Source organism: Streptomyces sp. NPDC012510, from assembly GCF_042955065.1.
In the GTDB taxonomy this organism is placed as follows: Bacteria; Actinomycetota; Actinomycetes; order Streptomycetales; family Streptomycetaceae; genus Streptomyces.
Genome location: NZ_JBIBEN010000018.1, coordinates 99,850 through 118,770, shown reverse-complemented (window position 1 = coordinate 118,770; position 18,921 = coordinate 99,850). Strand labels below are relative to the sequence as shown.

The following is an 18,921-nucleotide window of genomic DNA, read 5'->3' as shown; positions in this document are numbered from 1 at the left end:
ACACGAGCGCGCACGAGCGCCCGCCGGGAATACCGTCCCGGCGGGCGCTCGTGTCGTGGAGCTCGGCTGCCCCGTGTCAGCTGCCTCCTCCACCGCATCCGCCACCGCCACCGCCACCGCAGGAGGAGGACCCGCCGCCGCAGGACGAGCCGCTGCTACTGCTGCCGCACGACGAGGAACTGCCGCTGCCGCAGGACGCTCCCCCGCTCCCGGACGACGAACCGCGGTCGTCGTCCGACGAGGAGTGGGACGAACCGCTGTCACCGACGCCGGCGGCACCCATCACCCACCAGCTGCTGTCGCTGTTGCTGTTGCTCGAGGCACTCTCACCACGGCTGCTGCTGCGGTGCGCGCTGCCGCCGTACCCGGCCGACCGGCGTCGTGCCGCCGCCCGTGCCGCGTTCGCCCTGCTGCGGTTGACGGCCACGACGATCACCGTCACCACACAGACCATCACCAGGATGATGCCGATCACCACGATCACGTTCATGGCGTCCCCCTCCCCTCTCTCCTGTTTCCCCCGAAGCGACCCCCCGTGGGCGCCCCGCTCACTTGCGTACTGCTCTCACGTACGTGCGCCTGTCCGTACTTCGTACGGGCGCACTTCGTACGGGCGTATCCCGTACCGGAGTGCGCCGTGCCGGCGCACTCCCTACCGGCGTCCGCGGCCGTTTCCGCCCGCTCAGCTCCCCCCGCCGCAGCCGCCTCCGCCGCCGCACGAGGAGCCGCCGCCACAGGACGATCCGCCCCCGCAGGACGAACCACCGCTGTGGCTCGACGAACCCTTGTCCGCCCACCAGCTGCGCGAGCGGCGCCTGCCGCGACGCGAAGCCCCGCCGATGCTCGACACGATGCCGATGAGGACGATCGCGCCAAGGAAGATGAGGAAGATCTCCATCTCGGCACCTGCCTTCCGTTCCCCCTTGCAGACCCCCCGTGGGCCGTGCGTGACGTGGGGATGCCCTCGCCCGTCACCGCCCAAAGCTGAGTTGAGGAACTCCAGAGGTTCGGCGCAGGATGACGGCCATGACCTCCAGCGCCAGCTCCTCCCCCACGCCCCGCCCTCCGCTCAACCGGCGGCTCGCCGCGTTCGGGACGACGATCTTCGCCGAGATGTCGGCGGCCGGGCGTCCCCGAGCTGCGCGCCGCGATCGTCGCGCACCAGGAGCGGCGCTACGGGCTGACGTACGACCCGGACACGGAGGTACTGGTCACGGCGGGCGCCACGGAGGCCATCGCCGCCGCGCTGCTGGCGCTGCTGGAGCCCGGTGACGAGGTGGTCGCGCTGGAGCCGTACTACGACTCGTACGCGGCCTGTATCGCCATGGCGGGCGGGACGCGCGTACCGGTGACGCTTCGGCCGTCCGAGGGGCCGGCCGACGGTGTAGCGGAGCCCGACGCGGTCGGGGACCGCCGCTTCCGGCTGGACCTCGACGAGTTGCGGGACGCCGTCACCGACCGGACGCGACTGCTGCTGATCAACACCCCGCACAACCCGACCGGCACGGTCCTCACCCGTGCGGAGCCGACGGCGGTCGCCGAGCTGGCGGTGGAGCGGGATCTGCTGGTGGTCACGGACGAGGTGTACGAGCATCTGGTCTTCGACGACGCCGAGCATCTGCCGCTGGCGACCTTCCCGGGAATGCGCGAACGGACGGTCACCATCGGCTCGGCCGGCAAGACCTTCTCGTTCACGGGGTGGAAGGTGGGCTGGGTCAAGGCGTCTTCACCTACCTGTTTTGTCGACGGCATGGCGCTCGATCGCGCTGCCTAGCGGACCCACTCCCATATATCCCAAAGAGCGTGCACTCGATAACGACCCGTTCATCTACGCCCTCCCTCCTGGGAAAATCCCAAACACCGTGCATCAAGCGTCGCGCAGGCCGGGTCTTCTACTGTCCTTCCTGACGCCGGGGATCACGCGACTCGCTCGCGCTCTTGGAAATCCCCCTGATCTCAGGAAGGAAGCACGTGCAGCAGAAGTCGATGTACGTGATCATCGCAGTCCTCGTGGCGCTGGTTGCCGCTCTCGCCGGCAGCCTCGTGGCCGTCGTCGAGGGAGGACGACCCACGGCGGCTTTCAGGACCGGGGTGACGACCTTCGCCGGTGCCCTGACGCTCGTTCTCGGCGTCATGATCTGCCTGGGCGTGGTGGGCTCGTGAGCGACGTAGAAACCCTTCGAGGGGGGGCGCGTGATGAGGACCCCGCCGCGCTCAGGGTCTTCACGGAGGTACGCCAACACCGCGCGCGCCTCTCACGTCTGATGAACGCCCACGACGCGGCCCGGCTCGTCCTCGTGCTGCTCTACCTGAGCCGAACCGCGCGCACCGTCTCCACAGCCGGTGTCCCCACGTGGTTGTGGCTGCTGAGCGAGGCCGTAGAGCGTAGGTCGCCAATCGGACCTTCCCTGCGCAAGTGCCTTGCCCACTGGCTTCCCGCCAACGACGCCGGAGGCGACGACACGGGTGCGAGGGACTTGATGCCCGTACCGCCTCCCGGCGCCGACGGTCCGCTGCGCGGTCTCATCCTGGCGATCGGCTCCGTCCAACACGTAGGAACGCTCCTCGACCAGTGCCTGCACGACCTCTCGGCCGAGCAGGCACGCGGAAGCCACTACTTCACGCCCGGCGACATGGCCCGCCTCATGGTCGGTACCGCCGCGCCCCAGGACGGACACAGCGTGCTGGACCCCGTATGCGGTTCAGGAGGGCTGCTGGTCGAGAGTCACCGCTACGTCCGCGAACGCGTCGGCCTGAACCCGACCATGTCCTTGCAGGGAAGGGATCAGCACGCCCATACCTCGCAGGTCGCCCGCATGAATTTCGCCGTGCGGGGCATCGAGGCCCGCGTCTTCCCGCCGACGGACAGCCTTGCCACGCCGGAGCCCGATCAGCACGACATCGTCCTGGCCAACCTTCCGTTCAACCAGCACGACTGGGCACCGGAGCGCCAGGTCACCCGACAGAACTGGCACCTCCCCGCCGACCCCCGGTGGCCGGAGGAGCCCCCGCCCAGGGGATCCGCCAACTCCGCGTGGATCCTGCACATCGCGCACGCCCTGGCCCCGCAGGGCCGAGCTGCCTTCCTGATGGCCGACAGTGTGGCTAAGAGCCCGCAACCCGCCGCACGAAGGCTGCGCGAACGGCTGCTGCGGTTTGACCTCGTCGAGTGCGTGATCGCACTGCCGCCACGCGTGTTCGGTCATTCCGAGGCCACTGCCTGCCTGTGGGTGCTGAACAGGGACAAGAGCGCGCGCCCCGGCTGGGGCAGCATCGACCGTCGCCATCAAGTGCTGTTCATCAATGCGCGGCGGGCCTTCGAACCCGTCCCGGGGTCGAGGGCAAGGAGGCTGGGAGACAAACACACGGAGTCGATCCTGAACACCCTGGCGATCTGGCGGGGCATTGCGGAGAACCGTGCCACCTCCATGTCCTACCGCGATGAGCCGGGCTGGTCCCGAAGCTGCTCGACCAAGGAACTCGGCCGCCGCAAGCACGACCTCATGCCCACCTCGTACGCCGTGGAACCCACAGGTCCCGAACGCGACACGCGGAGGCGGATCGACGAGCTCAAGCTTGAGCTCGTCGAGAAGCTCAACCAGGTCCATGCTCTCGAATCGCAGCTGCTGGAATCCCTGGAGGAGATCTGATGGACGCGACGGCCCACCACGACGGCTCCAGTACCGAGGGGTGGAAAAGAACCACCATTGCCGAGTTCCCGATGGGATCCGTGTACACCACCTCCGGCGTCCTCGACGATAACGCTCCCGATCAGACGGGCATCGTCAGCTCGACGTACGTCAGGGACGGGAAGATTCACTCGCCGCAGACCGGCAAGCGCGGTCCGGGGGATTCGCGTCCCAACCGGGCAACCCTCAAGGAGGGCGACCTGGCCGTCGTACTCGTCAGGCGGACGGGCGACGCCGCCTTCGTCACCGCCGAGCACGCGGGTTGGACCGCAACCAGGTCGATCGGCATCATCCGCGCGGACCCACACGTCGTGAGGTGGCTTCGCATCTGGCTGCAGACACCCACGGCGAAGGCTCGTATCGACGAGGACGTCACGGCACACGTCGAGCCCACGGTGAGCCTCGACACGCTCCGCAGCATGCCCTTCCCGCTTCCGCCGCCGGACATCATCACCAAGTACCACAGGGCCTTCAGCCTCATCGAGGAAAAGATCGACCTCCACCAGGAGGCCGCGCGAGCGGCAGTGGAACTGGCCGACGCGATCCACGACGACTGGTCCACCGCGAGTCCGGTCTGGGAAACACGACTGCTCGGCGAAGTCGCCAAGGCGAAAACGGGCATGGGTTCCGCGCGCTCGCTTCCCCGCGGAACGAAAGGACCCGGCGCCGATGCGATCACCCCGACCGACCTCTTCGACCTTCCGGTGCCCCACGTGGAGAGGTTCCGCCTGAACAGCCCGGCGCATGTCTCGGAAGCGTGGCCTCCCGGCACCTTCATGTTGACCACTCGCCCCGACGGCGCGCACATCGCCGTGACGCAACACCCGGCGTCACCCACCAGAGGTGTCGTGGCGGTGCGACCTGCGGACGAGAAAGACAGTTGGTGGCTGCTCCACGAGCTGAGGAGCCGTAGCAACGGCGTCGCCCAAGTGGCTCAGGGCCAAAACGCCCGGGAGATATCCGCGCGCGCCCTCTCGCGCCTGAGCATCTCCTGGCCCGACTCGACCACCCGCGGCGACTTCCACACCTTGACCGACCCGCTGCACGCGATGGCAAGGCAGCTGGTCTCCGAGATCACGACCCTGCACGACCTGAAGGACGCGCTCCTGCGCGACATCTCGGCGAAGGCCGGCGTTCTCCTGGAGCAGGATGCGGAGCCCGACGAAGAGCGCGTAAACGTTCCTCGGCCCTCGATGGTCCCTGCACCGCGCGAGGCCACGACCGGCCATGAGTCAGGATGGTCCTCGGTGAATCGACGAGCATCCCAGTGAGAACGGTGGAGACATGAACGCCAGGCCGCTGCTGAACCGAAGGCTGGACGGACTCGGGACGACGATCTTTGCGGAGATGTCGGCGCTGGCGACCGTGACAGGCGCGATCAACCTGGGCCAGGGCTTCCCCGACACCGACGGGCCCGAGGAGATCCGCGAGGCTGCAGTCCGCGCCCTGCGTGAGGGCAAGGGCAACCAGTACCCGCCCGGCCCGGGCGTCCCGGAACTGCGCGCCGCGATCTCCGACCACCAACAGCGCTTCTACGACCTCTCCTTCGACCCCGACACCGAGGTCCTGGTCACCGCCGGCGCCACCGAGGCCATCGCCGCCACCATGCTGGCGCTGCTGGAGCCGGACGACGAGGTCATCGCCTTCGAGCCCTTCTACGACTCCTACGCCGCCTGCATCGCGATGGCCGGTGCGAAGCGCGTACCGCTCACTCTGCGAGCACCGTCCTTCCGCCCGGACCTGGACGAACTCCGCGCCAAGATCACCCCGCGGACACGTCTCCTTCTCCTCAACACCCCGCACAACCCGACCGGGATGGTCCTGACCGCCGAGGAACAGAGCGCCATCGCCGCACTCGCGATCGAGCACGACCTGCTCGTCGTCACCGACGAGGTGTACGAGCACCTTGTCTACGAGGGCACGCACCGCCCCATCGCTGCCCTGCCCGGAATGCGCGAGCGCACGGTCACCATCGGCTCGGCCGGCAAGACCTTCTCCTTCACCGGATGGAAGGTTGGCTGGGTCACGGCGAACCGCCCGCTCGTCTCCGCCGTCCGGACGGCCAAGCAGTACCTGACGTACGTCAGCGCCGGCCCGTTCCAGTACGCGATCGCCGAGGCGCTGCGCCTGCCGGACTCCTACTTTGAAGAATTCCGCGCCGACCTCCGCCGCAAGCGCGACCTGCTCGGCGACGGCCTGCGCGCGGCCGGGTTCCAGGTCTACCAGCCGCAGGGGACGTACTTCATCACCACCGACATCACCCCTTTCGGCGAGAAGGACGCCTACACGTTCTGCCGCGCGATCCCCGAACGCTGCGGCGTCGTCGCCATCCCCAACTCCGTCTTCTACGACGACCCGGACGCCGGCCGCAGCCAGGTCCGCTTCACCTTCTGCAAGAGGGACGAGGTTCTCCACGAGGCGGCTGGTCGGCTGCAGCGCCTCGCTGGCTGAGCTCGCGACCTTTGCGACCTGAAAAAGAAGTGCTGTGCGGAGACCAGATCGGGGGCTCGACGACCTGGTCGCGCACGGCTCACATGCCTGCCTTCCAGTCTGGATGGACTGGTCAAGGCGGGAACGCAGCCGGGCCGCCGCCTCCTTGCCGTGCAACAGCTCGTCAGCACGGCGCTGGACGGTCGGAGGGAACGCCGACGACGCGTTATTCAGGAGGGCCAATACTATGCGGCGCAGTACCGCATGGAGATCGGTGATCCACGGCGGCCCCTGCTGCTTTCGGCACCTATGTACGGCGAGAGCCAAAGCGCATGACCAGGGCGCTGTCGATCGGCATTTCGACGCGCTCGCCGCTGCGCACGTACGTCTGGAGAGCATGCGTGTCGAACCCCCGCCGGAACTCGGCCCGGGTGTGAAAGAAGGCTTTCGCCGGAGAGGGGCAAGATCCCCGGTTCGTACTGTTCGGCTTCGAACTGCTTCCAGGCACCTTCATTCACCGCGGCTTGGTCGACTTCCGCCACACCCACCCAGAGGCTTCCCTCGCCATCCGAATGCGGGAAGCGCTTGAGGTTATTCGGTGTCCTTCGGGTGCCGAGGGGAGGCGTACACCAGGATCACAGTGGAGGTCTCCGGACTCACGAGGTAACGAACCCTGCCGCCGCTCGTGATCTCGTACTCCCACTGTTCCAGCTCGGACCCCTTCCACTCCTTCGTGGCAAGCTTCCCCCGAAGTTGGTGCTGGCGATTCCAGTTGTCACGCGACAGCGGGTCGGAGCGCAGCGCCTCCAGGCAGCGGTGGGCGCTCGGCAGCGCCACCCGGCATAGCTCCTCCCAACCGGTCGCGGCCTCGGTCGTCCCGTGGATGACGTTCCAGCCGCTCAGCGGAGGGACGCTGATCCTCTCGCCCTTCTTCGGGCTCACTCGTGCACCTCGACCGGGCCGAGGTCGACGTCAGCGAGGGGACGGAGTGCTTCCCTGAGCTGGTCAGGGTCTGCGTTGATGCGGGCGGTTGCCCGCCACGAGACGATCGCTCGGTGCACAGCCTCCCTGGCGCCCAGCTCGGCGGCGTCGGACAGCGCGTCCAAGAGCTCGACAGTGAATTCCCGGACTTCTTCATCGTCCAGGTGACGCACCCACGGGAACACCTCGGGCAGCGCGAGCAGAAGCGACCTGGCGCCGCCGTCCTGCTCATCAGGGCAAGGAACAGCCGGGACGCGGTGGTCAGGCAGCAGGCCGAGACGCCGTAGTCCCTCGTCAGCAGGCGTGCGCCTCGGGCTCCGGGCGCGGGAGCTCGTCGAGGTCGAGGGTGAAGGTGCGGCCGTCGGCCAGGGGAATGGGGAGCTTGCCCGTGCCGTACTTGTGCGTGTGTGCCGCGATGTAACCCGTGGCGGTCGGCTGGGTGTGGAGGACGACTTCCTGGGCGTAGGGGTCCACGACCAGGTAGATCGGGATTCCGTAGCGGCCGTACTTCGCGGTGCAGTCGTCGTAGCTGGTACGCGTCGAGGTCGCGGACGCGGCCTCCGCGAAACGGCTCCCCGAGGCCCCGCCCGCGACGCCTCCCGAGGGCGAGTCAGGGCGAGGGCTGCTCCTGGTGGACGCCCTGGCCGTGCGCTGGGGTTCGACGCCGCGTCGCCCGCTGGGCAAGACGGCATGGGCGGAACTCCGCATCGCCCCGCCAATGGAGGTGGCCGCCGGCACCCCGCACCGTCGGCATGCCCCCGCCAACGGTGGAACCGCCGCGTCCGGCGGCGTGGAGAGCTGACATATCGGATGAACGGAGCACATGGTTTCCATGTGACTCAAGCCAGTACCCTCGCGCCCCACGCCCCGAAGACGGTCGAGGAGGCCGGCGGGACCCGGGCGCGCGGCCGGCGGCTCCGTGCGGGGCGCCATGCCTGGCTGTGGGCCCTCGGGCTGTTCCTCGGGGCCCGGCTCACCGGTGCCGCCGTCGTCGCCGTCGCCGCGGACGCGGTCGGGAAGCGGCCGTTCGCGCTGCTCGGGCGGTCGTGGGACTCCGTCTGGTATCTGGGGATCGCGGCGGACGGGTACGGGCGGACCGTCCAGTACCCGTCCTTCCTCGCCAGTGACCTGGCGTTCTTCCCGCTGTATCCGGGGCTCGTGCGGGCCGTGACGGAGGCGCTGCCGTTGAGCGGGGGCGCGGCGGGGCTGCTGGTGTCGTGGACGGCGGCCGTGGTGGCCGCCTGTGGGATCTACGCGGTCGGGGACCGGCTGCACGGACGCGCGACCGGGGCCGTGCTCGTGCTCCTCTGGGGGCTGCTCCCCCACTCCGTGGTGCTGTCGATGGCGTACACGGAGCCGCTGCTGACGGCCTGCGCGGCCTGGTCGCTGTACGCGGTGCTGACCGGGCGCTGGGTGTGGGCGGGCGTCCTGGCCGCGCTCGCGGGGCTGTCCCGGCCGAACGGGCTGGCGGTGGCGGCGGCGGTGCTGGTGGCGGCGGCGTACGAGGTGGTGCGGCGGGGGCAGGGGGTCCGGAAGGTTTCCCACAGGCTGTGGACGGGGGCCGCGCTTGCGCCGGTCGGGTGGTGCGGCTTTGTGCTGTGGGTGGGGGGCCGAGAGGGTGATCCGCTCGGCGGCTACTTCGCGGTGCAGCGCCGCTGGAGCTCCCGTTTCGACTTCGGCCACGGCGCACTGCGCTTCGTACGCCACCTGCTGCTGGGCCACGACCGCTTCGTGTTCGCCATGACGACGATGATCGCGGCGGTGGCGCTGGTGCTGTTCGCCCTGCTGCTCCTGGACCGTCCGCCGCTGCCCCTGCTGGTGTACACGGCCGTCCTGCTGGTGATCGCGCTCGGCGGTGACGGGTTCTTCGGCTCCAAGCCCCGCTTCCTGCTGCCCGCGTTCCCCCTGCTCCTGCCGGTCGCCGTGGCGCTGGCCCGCACGGCGAGAGCCCGGCCGTGGCACGCCACCGTGGTGGTGGGCGCGCTGGCCGGGCTCTCGTACGTCTACGGGGCGTTCCTGGTCGTGGTGAACCAGGTTCCCCTGTAGCCACCCCTCGCAGCCACCGGGGGCCGGTGACCGCCGGTGACCGAGGCTCCCTCGGGGTGACTACTCGGCGTCGTCCTCGGGCTTCTCGGGCTTGTCGGCCTCGTCGATGTCCTCGGCCAGGCCGAGCTGCTCGACGAGCCACTTGTCGAACTCGATGGCGGCCCGCACCCAGCTCACCGTCGACGAGACGAAGTGCTCCAGGCTGACGCCGGTGCCGATCAGCAGCTGGGCCTCGCCGATGAGGCGGACGGTGCCGTCGTCGTGCGTGTGGGTGTAGACCTTGGGCCACAGGGTGCGGCGGTTCCAGTCGTCTACGGACTCCAGCAGGGCCGGCTTCTCGTCGATCTGGTGCGGGCGGTCGTAGAACGTACGCACCGAGAAGACCTGCTGGTCGCCCTCACCCCGGAACATGAAGTACGTACGGAATTCCTCCCACGGCGCCGCGAGGTCGCCTTCGTCGTCGACGACGTACTTCAGCTCCATCTGGTCCAGGAGCTGCTTCACGAGATCCTGATCCGGGACGACGGGGCCCGCCGGCCCTTGGGGCTGCGGCTCGGGCTGGCCCCCGAAGTTCGGAATCGAGGACGGGTCGATGGACATACTGGATACTCCTGCGGTCGTCTGGCTCGTCCGGCCATAGCTGAGACCAGACGTACAGACTCCACCCTCTCTCTCTTGACCCGTGCCCGGCAACTAGCACCGTCCACAGGCCGCACCGCGTGGCGCATTAGTGACGCGAGTCCGGTCGCGCGTCCCGGGGCAGGTGCCCCGGAACGCGCTCATACCGATCATTTTGGTCTACAGCGTTTTGGCGGTCGCGGGCCCCACGATCAGCCCCTCGCCGTCTCCGAACGTGTCCACCCGGACCGTGTCCCCGTCCTTGACCTCACCCGCGAGAATCTCCTTGGCGAGCCGGTCACCGATGGCGGTCTGGATGAGACGGCGCAGCGGCCGGGCGCCGTACGCCGGATCGTTCCCCTCGTCGGCGAGCCAGGTCAGCGCCGCCGGCGTGATCTCCAGAGTGAGCCGCCGCTCGGCCAGCCGCTTGCCGAGCCGGTCGATCTGCAGCTGCGCGATCCGCGCCAGCTCCGCCTTGTCCAGCGCGGAGAAGACGACGAGATCGTCGAGCCGGTTGAGGAACTCCGGCTTGAAGGAGGTCCGCACCACCTCCAGCACCTGCTGCTTCTTCTCCGCCTCACTGGTGACCGGGTCGACCAGGTAATGGCTGCCCAGGTTCGACGTGAGGATCAGGATCGTGTTGCGGAAGTCGACCGTGCGTCCCTGACCGTCCGTCAGCCGACCGTCGTCCAGCACCTGCAGCAGGATGTCGAAGACCTCGGGATGCGCCTTCTCCACCTCGTCCAGCAGCACCACGGAGTACGGGCGACGGCGCACGGCCTCGGTGAGCTGGCCGCCCTCCTCGTAGCCGATGTAGCCGGGCGGCGCGCCCACCAGCCGCGCCACGCTGTGCTTCTCGCTGTACTCCGACATGTCGATGCGGACCATGGCCCGCTCGTCGTCGAAGAGGAAGTCCGCGAGGGCCTTCGCCAGTTCCGTCTTGCCGACGCCCGTCGGGCCGAGGAAGAGGAAGGAGCCGGTCGGACGGTCCGGATCGGCGATCCCCGCCCGGCTGCGGCGTACGGCGTCGGACACGGCCCGTACGGCCTCGGTCTGGCCGATGAGACGGCGGCCCAGCTCGTCCTCCATGCGGAGCAGCTTCTGGGTCTCGCCCTCCAGCAGACGGCCGGCCGGGATGCCGGTCCAGGAGGCGACGACGTCCGCGATGTCGTCGGCGCCGACCTCGTCCTTGACCATGGTGTTCTTGGACGCGGCGGCCTCCTCCTCGGCCTCGGAGGCCTCCTCCAACGCCCGCTCCAGCGCGGGGATCTCGCCGTACAGCAGCTTGGAGGCGGTGTCGAAGTCGCCGTCGCGCTGGGCCCGTTCGGCCTGGCCGCGCAGGTCGTCGAGCTTCTCCTTCAGCTCACCGACGGCGTTGAGGGACTGCTTCTCCTTCTCCCAGCGCGCGGTGAGACCCCGCAGCTCCTCCTCCTTGTCGGCGAGGTCGCGGCGCAGCCGCTCCAGCCGCTCGCGGGAGGCCGCGTCGGTCTCCTTGTCGAGGGCCATCTCCTCCATGCGGAGCCGGTCCACGGACCGCTGGAGCTCGTCGATCTCGACGGGCGATGAGTCGATCTCCATCCGGAGCCGGGAGGCGGACTCGTCGACGAGGTCGATGGCCTTGTCGGGCAGGAAGCGGGAGGTGATGTACCGGTCGGAGAGGGTGGCGGCCGCGACCAACGCCGCGTCCGCGATCACGACCTTGTGGTGGGCCTCGTAGCGGCCCTTGAGTCCGCGCAGGATGGCGATGGTGTCCTCGACGGTCGGCTCCGCCACCAGCACCTGCTGGAAGCGGCGCTCCAGGGCGGGGTCCTTCTCGATCCGTTCCCGGTACTCGTCGAGGGTCGTCGCACCGACCATGCGCAGCTCGCCGCGCGCCAGCATGGGCTTGAGCATGTTGCCGGCGTCCATGGCGGAGTCGCCGCCCGCGCCGGCCCCGACCACGGTGTGCAGCTCGTCGATGAAGGTGATGATCTGCCCGTCGGAGTCCTTGATCTCCGCGAGGACCGTCTTCAGCCGCTCCTCGAACTCGCCCCGGTACTTCGCGCCGGCGACCATGGCGCCGAGGTCCAGCGCGACCAGCCGCTTGTTCCTGAGCGACTCGGGCACGTCGCCCTTCACAATCCGCTGGGCGAGCCCTTCGACGACGGCGGTCTTGCCGACGCCCGGCTCGCCGATGAGGACGGGGTTGTTCTTGGTACGGCGGGACAGCACCTGCACCACACGCCGGATCTCCGGGTCCCGGCCGATGACCGGGTCGAGCTTGCCCTCCCGCGCGGCGGCGGTGAAGTCCGTACCGAACTTCTCCAGCGCCTTGTACTGCCCCTCCGGATCGGCTGTCGTCACCCGGCGTCCTCCCCTGGCCTTCTGGAACGCCTCCCGCAGCTTCCTGGCGTTCGCACCCTGCCGGGAGAGTACGTCCCCGGCCTGGCCGCCCTTCTCGGCGATGCCGATCAGGAGGTGCTCGGTGGAGACGTACTCGTCGCCCAGCTCCTTGGCCTTGGCCTGGGCCTCGGCGACGACGGCCAGCAGTTCGCGGTTGGGCTGGGGCGGCGAGACGGTGGAGCCGGTCACGCTGGGCAGACCGGCCAGGATCTTCTCGGCGCCGGAGCGCACGGCCGCCTGGTCGGCGTCGACCGCGGCGAGCAGGTCGGTGATGTTCTCGTTGTCCTGCCCCTGGAGCAGAGCCAGGAGCAGATGGGCAGGGGTGAAGTCCGGGTGACCCTCGGACACGGCCCGGCTGCTGGCCGCGTTGATCGCGTCCCGGCTCCTGTTGGTCAGCTCGGCGTCCACGTTCGCGTTTCCCTCCTTGCGTTCAGCCCACAGTGACTAGGGCAACGTACATAAAGTTGAGTCTATTCCACTCAAGGTCGAAGCGGGAGCGATCCAAGGGATTGGGAGCGGAGGGGTCCGGCTCCAACGCCGGATCGGAGCGGAGGGGGCCAGCTCCAAGAGGATCGGAGGATATAGATCCAGGGGGATCGCGGGGATCCGGAGAGGTCGGCCCCCGGGGATCCCCGGACCGCGCCCCCGCTAGATTCCAGACCGTGAGCAGATACCAAGTGGACCCAGGCGATCCGGACGCCACGTACCTCGCCTTCTGGCAGGAACGTCACCTCTGCACCCTGACCACCCTCCGCGCCGACGGCAGCCCGCACGTGGTGCCGGTCGGCGTCACCTACGACCCCGAGGCACGGCTCGCCCGGGTGATCACCAGCGGTACGAGCGCGAAGGCACGGCATGTGCGTCTCGCGGGGGCGGAGGGCGCCCGGGTCGCCGTATGCCAGATGGAGGGCCGGCGCTGGGCCACGCTGGAGGGCCGCGCCTTCGTCCGGACGGACCGGGAGCGGATCACGGAGGCCGAGCGGCGCTACGCGGAGCGCTACGGGAGGGAACCGCGGGTGAACCCGCAACGGGTCGTGATCGAGATCGAACTCACGGGGGCCCTGGGGCGGGGCTGACGATCACCGGCCGCTCGGTTGACCTTTTTTCGGACAGAAGCTCGAGCGGAGGGGACGGTGCCGATACCGGTGGGCATCGGGAAATGTCCCCCACACAATGCAGCGGCGTCACCGTGTTCAGGTCACGGTGACGCCGCTGCTGGGGGGAAGCGCCTGAGCGATATGAAACGACGGGGGATCGCTTCAGGCACTGCGGGGGGTGGCTGAGACGGCCGTGGAGGCCGGGGTCTCCGGCTCGGCGAGCCGGTGGTCGCGCTGGTCGAGATTGACGAAGACCATCCCGTACCGAACGGCACACCGCACTGGCTGCGGCGCGCCGCGCGGGCGCCGCAGACACCGGTACGCCCGGATGTCCTCGTCCTCGTCCCGGGTCACCACCACCGGTTCGCCGAACACGGTCACCATCAACGAGTCACCGCTGTGGGGGATGGCGGTGGCCAGGTCGATGAAGTGCCAGCCGGAGCGGTAGGCGGTGGCCATCTCGCGCCGGAAGGAACGGTCGTCGGGTGGAGTGGTCACATCAGCTCCCTGCACCGTCGCGAGCCGTGGTCGCCGGCCAACTGGTGTCAGCGGCCCGCGTCAGTGTCGTCGACTCCGCCACCGCCGGCCAACTGGTGTCCGCGCGATTGTCACCCTTCGTATCGGAGAGACCGCTCAACGCTCCGACGACGACAACGGTGGAGAAGGCGGCGACAAGCACCGAGCGAAGCATTCTCTTACGCATAGTCGGCTTCGTCCTCACTTGAAGGTCCCCTCTTCCCCCGTCGAGTACGACGATGGCTCATTCGGGCACGTCATGGCCACATAATCGATGCATCATGTTCCTGCATGTTCAGGACCCTGGGGGGTGGAGATTTAGTGGAAACTCGGGTTAAAGCGATACATCCCCACACGGTGGCTGATCTGTGTGACGAGGGAGCACGTCTCTACGCACACGCGCTGCGGACGGGACGCATCGCACGTGAGGAGGTGCAAGCCGCCCCCTGCCTCATGGAGTTCCCCCTTCTCCATCCCGACCCGGATGACGCGAACTGGCTTCGTCCCGTTCCCCCTTCGGTCGCACTGGCCCAACGGCTGAACCCGATAGAGCGCGAGATAGCCGAGCAACGACGGCGGTCGATCGAGCTCAGTGACGCCTTCGAGCCCTTCATGGCCCTCAGCGCGCAGGTGTCGACCCCGACGCACGCGATCAGGGTGCTGGAAGGCGGCGAGCAGATCCAGACGGCCCTGAACCTGGCCACCGCCGAATGCCAGACCGAGGTGCTCACGGTCCAGCCGAGCAACCGCATATCGGAGCGCAACCTGCTCCAGGGGCTGGAACGTGACAGACCGTTGATCGAACGTGGTGTGCGGATCCGTACGCTCTATCAACACACGGCCCGACACAACCCGGAGAAGCTGGCCTACGTGGCGCGGTTGTCCGACGGCAAAGTGGAGTACCGGACCATCGACGAGTTGGTCGAGCGCCTCATCATCTGCGACGACACCGTGGCTTTCATCCCCACCCGCGACGACCAGCAGGTCGCCCTGGAGCTCAGGCATCCAGGCCTCGTGCGCTACCTGGTCAAGGTCTTCGAGTTCATGTGGGGCCGAGCTGTCCCACTGACCGCCGGCGCCCCCTATGAAACGGCCCCCGACGGCATCACCGACATTCAGCACTCCATAGCCAAGCTCCTCGTCGAAGGCCACGTGGACGAGGCCATAGCGCGCCGCCTCGGCATGAACGTCCGCACCTGCCGTGCCCACATTGCCAAGCTGGCCACCGCGCTGGGCAGCGGTAGCAGGGCCCAACTCGGCTATCTGATAGCGCAGTCGGGGATCCTGGAGCCGGGATAGACCCCCTAGAGCCACTGACAGCCGAGGGAAGCGAGCACAGGTGACCAGCGAGGTCCACACGCATCGGGCCGACGAACTGTGCGCGGTCGGCCTCGAGTTGTACGCGCGAGCATTACGGGAAGGGCGGGTGGGCGGCGAGGAGGCGTCAGCGGCGCCCTGTCTGCTCCGGACCGGTCTGCTGCACCCAGCGATCGAGGAACCCGACTGGCTGGAGCCGGCTGCTCCCGCGACCGCTCTGCACCGACTGCTGCGCGGCATCGAGGACCGGGTCGCCGAGGAACGACGCCGGGAGGAGCGGCTGGCGACGGCCTTCGAGCCGTTGCTGCGGATCACGGAGCAGCGCACGGCCCCCGCCGACAGTGGCATACCGGCGGCGATCACCTTGCTGAGCGGGATCGAGCAGATCAACGGCGCCATCACCGCGGCCATGGCCGCGGCATCCGAGGAACTGCTGTGCATCCAGCCACACACCAACTACCACGCCCCTCGCGACCAGAACGGCCACATGGTGGCTCTCGATCGCGATCAGGCTCTGCTGGGCCGGGGTGCCCGCATCCGCACGCTCTACCCGCACACTCTCCGGCACTCCCCGTACGTCCTCGACCGCTACGCACAACTGCGCGGAGACGCCGAGGCCCGTACTCTGGACGAGGTCACCAACCGCCTCATCCTCATCAACCGCAGAGTGGGCTTCATCCCTGCCGATCCCGACCGGACCATGGCCCTGGAGATCCGCCATCCCGCATTGATCTCGTTCTTCGCCACCACCTTCGACCGTCTCTGGCACCTGGCGACGCCCATGTACCCCAAGGCCGTCCAGCTCCCCGTCATCGACGGCATCACCCCGCGCCAACGCGCCATCGCCCGCCTCCTCGTGCAAGGCCACACCGACACGTCCATCGCCGACCGGCTGGGCCTCAACGTCCGCACCGCCCGCCTCCACATCGCCAAGCTGGCGGCTCAGCTCGGCAGTGAGAGTCGGGCCCAACTCGGTTATCTCATCGGGCAGTCGGGGATTCTGGAGAGGGAACCGACGCCGTAGGGGCGGGCAAGCTGAGGGGGTCGCCCGCCGAGGTGGTGCGGGGCGGCCCCGCGAGGCCCGCCTCGGCGATGCGGACACCCAACTGCGTACGGCTGGCCGCGCCGAGGCGTTCGGAGAGGCGGGCGATATGGGCCCGGCAGGTACGGACGCTGATGCCGAGCCGCTCGGCGACAACCGCGTCCTGGTGGCCCTCCGCCAGCAGCGCCGCGATGGACCGCTCCCGGTGGGTGATGCCCGCGACGCCGGTCGAGGGCAGGGACTCGGCGAGCGGGACCCCGAGGCGCCAGAGGCGTTCGAAGACCGTGACCAGGTACTCCACCAGCGCCGGGTGGCGAACCTCCAGGGCAATGGTCCGGTCGGAGTTCGCGGGGATGAAAGCCACGGTGCGGTCGAAGACGATGAGGCGTTCCACGACCTCGTCCAGGGTGCGGGCCTCCGCCGACTCCCCCATCATCTCCATGTAGTTGTGCAGGCCCTGCCCATGCCGGGCCACATGCGTGTACAGGTCCCGCATCCGCACGCCCCGGCGGCACATCGCCAACGCCCGGTGCAGCCCCTCGCGCAGCTCGTCCTCGCGCCGGATGCCGCCCGGCTGCACGGTCAGCACCTCGGTCGTACAGCGGTCGGTGGCATCGTCGATCGCCGCCCGGATCCGGGACAGCCCGTCGAGCACCCGGATCGCCGTGCTCTCCGCCGCCTGCCGGGCCCGGGAGCCGCTGAGGCCCGCGTACCACTCCACCGCGTCGACCGCCGCGCCCATCCGGGCCTGGCTGGCGCTGACCTCGGCGTGGACGCTGCGCAGCAGCCGGGTCATGACCTCCTGTGGGGAGGTCGGCACCAACCAGCCCATGTCGTCGGGGTCGGGGTGCAGCAGGGCCAGTTCGAGCAGACAGGGCACGGCGTCGGCGTCCGCACGCGGGACACGGCCCCGCCGTACGGCTCGGGAGTACACCCGGTCCCCGGCCCCGCAGAGCCGTTCGGCACCGTGCGGATGCTCCTCGGTCGCGTGCCCGGCCATCACCCAATTCACCCCCGGTTCCAGCCTCTTCGCAGCGCAACTATGCGCGGCCGGCCCGGGCTCCGCAACATGACTCCGTCGTCCTTCCGCCCGAGTACGTCTCCTTTCGTACCGTCTCCTCCACCCCTCAGGTAGTGCGCTCTGCAACAAGCTGAAAACGCCGACGTACGGGGCGACGAGTCCCGCGGGACCGCGACGGTCCGCTCCCCGTCCAGACGTACTCGAACGCCGCGCGGGTCAGGAGTCGTCAAAGGGCGACTGCCACGCGTAGTTCGTCAGTACGCAGCCCGCGTCGGCCTCGACGCGGGTGTATGTGGGCGGAATCTCCAAGCCCGGCTCGCAGGCGAGGTAGAGGAGACCGGTGTCGAGGAAGATCTGCGCCAGTTCGTCGCAGGCCAGGAGTGGGGCGGCCGGACGAGCTCCCTCGCCCCGCGCCGCCGGCCCGGCCCTCCCCCTCGTTGACTACCTCAGCTTGATCGCGTCGCAGTCGGCCTTGAATTCCGCGGTGCAGATCTGCTTGATCGTGTAAATGCCGTCGAGGACGACCGTGTCCTTGATGTTGTTCTTGGTCAGGGCGACCGGCGGCACGAGCTGGGCCGGGATGTTCTTGGTGGTCGGGGAGTCGACCTTGTCCTTGGCGAGGGCGTCGAACTCGATGGAGCGGCCCTGGACCTTGGCGACGGCCATCTCGGCGGCGGCGCTCGCCTGCAGCGGGAACGACTTGTACACGGTCATGTACTGGTCGCCCGCGACGATCCGCTGCACCGCGTCCAGGTCGGCGTCCTGCCCGGTGACCGGCGGCACCTTGGCGACCCCGGCGGTCTTCAGCACGTCGATGACCGCACCGGCGATGCCGTCGTTCGCGGCGTAGACGGCGTCGATGTTGTCGACGCCGAGCTTGGCGACGGCCTTCTCCATGTTGACCTTGGCGACCTTCGGGTCCCAGTCCTTGGTGTCGAACGTCTCGGAGATCGTCACCTTGTCCTGGAGCTCGGAGAGGGCGCCCTCCTTGAACATGGCCGCGTTCGGGTCGGTGGTGGACCCGTTCATCATGACGATCCTGTTGGCGGCGCTGTCACCCAGGTCCTCCACCAGGGAGCGGCCCTGCACCTGTCCGACGAGCTCGTTGTCGAAGGAGACGTAACCGTCGATCGGCCCCTCGGCCAGGCGGTCGTAGGCGATGACCGGGATGCCCGCGTCGTGCGCCGTCTGCACGGCCGGCGCGACCGCCTTGGCGTCCACGGCGTCGAGGATAACGATGTCGACCTTGTCCTCAACCATCTGTTCGAGCTGGCTGTTCTGGGTCTCCTGGTCCTTGTCCGCGTTGGCGTACTTGGTCACGCCCTTGTTGTCGGTGAGCTCGGCGATCTTCTTCTTGATGTGGGGGTAGTCGAACTGCTCGTACCGCTTGGTGTCCTTGTCGGGGAACAGCACACCCACCGTGATGTCGTCGCCCTTCGTGGGGCTCGCCTCGGCGCCGTCACCGATGTTCGCGACCCCGCAGGAGGCGAGGGAGACCGCCGCGGCCGAGGCGGCGAGGGCGACGGCGGTGCGGCGCAGACGGGTACGACGGGATATGCGCGTGCGGGGGGTGGTGCTGGTGGTACCGGTAGTACTGGTGGTACGGGCGTTCACATCAAGGGCCTTCCGGGCGTGGGCGCAACATTGCGCCCATATGGCTGAAAGCCAACGCGGTGACCACCTCAGCGTCAAGGAGCAATCACTTAACGAGATGACAACAGCCTCGTGTGGTCTCGGTGTGAAGAGGGTAAGGCAAGGGGCCATCGGCGTTCCCGTTCGGCT

General features: G+C 68.8%; 16 protein-coding genes and 2 pseudogenes. 11 read left to right on the top strand and 7 right to left on the bottom strand.

What is annotated here, in order from left to right; translation table 11 throughout:
* Positions 1-76 precede the first annotated feature (76 nt).
* Positions 77-490 carry a hypothetical protein gene (locus ACFY9I_RS29870; protein WP_391007159.1) on the bottom strand — a complete coding sequence of 138 codons (414 nt, stop codon included), beginning with the start codon at positions 488-490 and terminating at the stop codon, positions 77-79.
* A 527-nt stretch (positions 491-1,017) separates the two neighbouring features.
* Between ACFY9I_RS29870 and ACFY9I_RS29865 the strand changes: the two are divergent.
* The 5 genes and pseudogenes from ACFY9I_RS29865 to ACFY9I_RS29845 form a co-directional block, all read left to right on the top strand.
* Positions 1,018-1,726: pseudogene (locus tag ACFY9I_RS29865) on the top strand (aminotransferase class I/II-fold pyridoxal phosphate-dependent enzyme); the annotation flags it as partial.
* 245 nt (positions 1,727-1,971) lie between these two features.
* Positions 1,972-2,163 (top strand): hypothetical protein, encoded by a 192-nt coding sequence (locus ACFY9I_RS29860; RefSeq protein WP_391007157.1) that lies wholly within the window; start codon positions 1,972-1,974, stop codon positions 2,161-2,163.
* Positions 2,160-3,650: an N-6 DNA methylase gene (locus tag ACFY9I_RS29855; RefSeq protein WP_391007155.1), complete on the top strand. Its 1,491-nt coding sequence runs from the start codon at positions 2,160-2,162 to the stop codon at positions 3,648-3,650. The genes ACFY9I_RS29860 and ACFY9I_RS29855 overlap by 4 nt, the downstream gene beginning before the upstream one ends.
* 434 nt (positions 3,651-4,084) lie before the next feature.
* A complete protein-coding gene (locus ACFY9I_RS29850; RefSeq protein ID WP_391007153.1) occupies positions 4,085-4,960 on the top strand; it encodes a restriction endonuclease subunit S in 876 nt (291 codons plus the stop codon).
* Between the two features lie 13 nt (positions 4,961-4,973).
* Complete coding sequence (locus ACFY9I_RS29845) at positions 4,974-6,140, top strand: pyridoxal phosphate-dependent aminotransferase (protein ID WP_391007152.1); 1,167 nt, start codon at positions 4,974-4,976, stop codon at positions 6,138-6,140.
* Between the two features lie 570 nt (positions 6,141-6,710).
* Here the strand turns inward: ACFY9I_RS29845 and ACFY9I_RS29840 are convergent.
* The gene (locus ACFY9I_RS29840) at positions 6,711-7,061 is read right to left on the bottom strand and encodes a hypothetical protein (RefSeq protein WP_391007151.1); all 351 of its coding nucleotides are present in this window, start codon (positions 7,059-7,061) and stop codon (positions 6,711-6,713) included.
* Between the two features lie 113 nt (positions 7,062-7,174).
* Between ACFY9I_RS29840 and ACFY9I_RS29835 the strand changes: the two genes are divergently transcribed.
* The 3 genes and pseudogenes from ACFY9I_RS29835 (at position 7,175) to ACFY9I_RS29825 (ending at position 9,146) form a co-directional block, all read left to right on the top strand.
* Complete coding sequence (locus tag ACFY9I_RS29835) at positions 7,175-7,387, top strand: hypothetical protein (protein ID WP_391007149.1); 213 nt, start codon at positions 7,175-7,177, stop codon at positions 7,385-7,387.
* A 242-nt stretch (positions 7,388-7,629) separates the two neighbouring features.
* Positions 7,630-7,902 (top strand): annotated as a pseudogene (locus ACFY9I_RS29830) (ATP-binding protein); the annotation flags it as partial.
* Positions 7,903-7,934: 32 nt separating this feature from the next.
* Positions 7,935-9,146, top strand: coding sequence for a hypothetical protein (locus tag ACFY9I_RS29825; RefSeq protein ID WP_391007147.1), 1,212 nt, complete (start codon positions 7,935-7,937; stop codon positions 9,144-9,146).
* Positions 9,147-9,206: 60 nt separating this feature from the next.
* Here ACFY9I_RS29825 and ACFY9I_RS29820 read toward each other — a convergent pair whose 3' ends face one another.
* Both ACFY9I_RS29820 and clpB read right to left on the bottom strand, forming a co-directional pair.
* Entirely contained in the window at positions 9,207-9,746 is a 540-nt protein-coding gene (locus tag ACFY9I_RS29820) for a YbjN domain-containing protein (protein WP_391007145.1), read from the bottom strand.
* Positions 9,747-9,944: 198 nt separating this feature from the next.
* Positions 9,945-12,554: an ATP-dependent chaperone ClpB gene (gene clpB, locus ACFY9I_RS29815; RefSeq protein WP_391007143.1), complete on the bottom strand. Its 2,610-nt coding sequence runs from the start codon at positions 12,552-12,554 to the stop codon at positions 9,945-9,947.
* A gap of 254 nt (positions 12,555-12,808) precedes the next feature.
* On the opposite strand from clpB, the gene ACFY9I_RS29810 reads away from it, so the two are divergent.
* A complete protein-coding gene (locus ACFY9I_RS29810) occupies positions 12,809-13,222 on the top strand; it encodes a TIGR03618 family F420-dependent PPOX class oxidoreductase (RefSeq protein WP_391007141.1) in 414 nt (137 codons plus the stop codon).
* A 183-nt stretch (positions 13,223-13,405) separates the two neighbouring features.
* Here ACFY9I_RS29810 and ACFY9I_RS29805 read toward each other — a convergent pair whose 3' ends face one another.
* The gene (locus ACFY9I_RS29805) at positions 13,406-13,741 is read right to left on the bottom strand and encodes a hypothetical protein (protein WP_037702762.1); all 336 of its coding nucleotides are present in this window, start codon (positions 13,739-13,741) and stop codon (positions 13,406-13,408) included.
* Between the two features lie 309 nt (positions 13,742-14,050).
* Here ACFY9I_RS29805 and ACFY9I_RS29800 point away from each other — a divergent pair, with 309 nt between their 5' ends.
* Positions 14,051-15,058 (top strand): helix-turn-helix transcriptional regulator, encoded by a 1,008-nt coding sequence (locus ACFY9I_RS29800; RefSeq protein ID WP_391007139.1) that lies wholly within the window; start codon positions 14,051-14,053, stop codon positions 15,056-15,058.
* Between the two features lie 40 nt (positions 15,059-15,098).
* Positions 15,099-16,100 carry a LuxR C-terminal-related transcriptional regulator gene (locus ACFY9I_RS29795; protein ID WP_391007137.1) on the top strand — a complete coding sequence of 334 codons (1,002 nt, stop codon included), beginning with the start codon at positions 15,099-15,101 and terminating at the stop codon, positions 16,098-16,100.
* On the opposite strand, the gene ACFY9I_RS29790 is transcribed toward ACFY9I_RS29795, so the two are convergent.
* Positions 16,057-17,118 (bottom strand): LuxR C-terminal-related transcriptional regulator, encoded by a 1,062-nt coding sequence (locus ACFY9I_RS29790; RefSeq protein ID WP_391007136.1) that lies wholly within the window; start codon positions 17,116-17,118, stop codon positions 16,057-16,059. The two genes, ACFY9I_RS29795 and ACFY9I_RS29790, sit on opposite strands and share 44 nt — an antisense overlap.
* Before the next feature lie 462 nt (positions 17,119-17,580).
* On the bottom strand, positions 17,581-18,753 hold the full coding sequence (locus ACFY9I_RS29785) for a substrate-binding domain-containing protein (RefSeq protein ID WP_391007134.1): 1,173 nt from the start codon (positions 18,751-18,753) through the stop codon (positions 17,581-17,583).
* Positions 18,754-18,921: the final 168 nt, after the last annotated feature.

Excerpts from the sequence above, each read along its gene's own strand:
- ACFY9I_RS29790 (WP_391007136.1), bottom strand. The coding sequence starts at position 17,118 with ATGGCCGGGCACGCGACCGAGGAGCATCCGCACGGTGCCGAACGGCTC.
- ACFY9I_RS29845 (WP_391007152.1), top strand. The coding sequence starts at position 4,974 with ATGAACGCCAGGCCGCTGCTGAACCGAAGGCTGGACGGACTCGGGACG.
- ACFY9I_RS29800 (WP_391007139.1), top strand. The coding sequence starts at position 14,051 with ATGTTCAGGACCCTGGGGGGTGGAGATTTAGTGGAAACTCGGGTTAAA.
- ACFY9I_RS29870 (WP_391007159.1), bottom strand. The coding sequence starts at position 490 with ATGAACGTGATCGTGGTGATCGGCATCATCCTGGTGATGGTCTGTGTG.
- ACFY9I_RS29820 (WP_391007145.1), bottom strand. The coding sequence starts at position 9,746 with ATGTCCATCGACCCGTCCTCGATTCCGAACTTCGGGGGCCAGCCCGAG.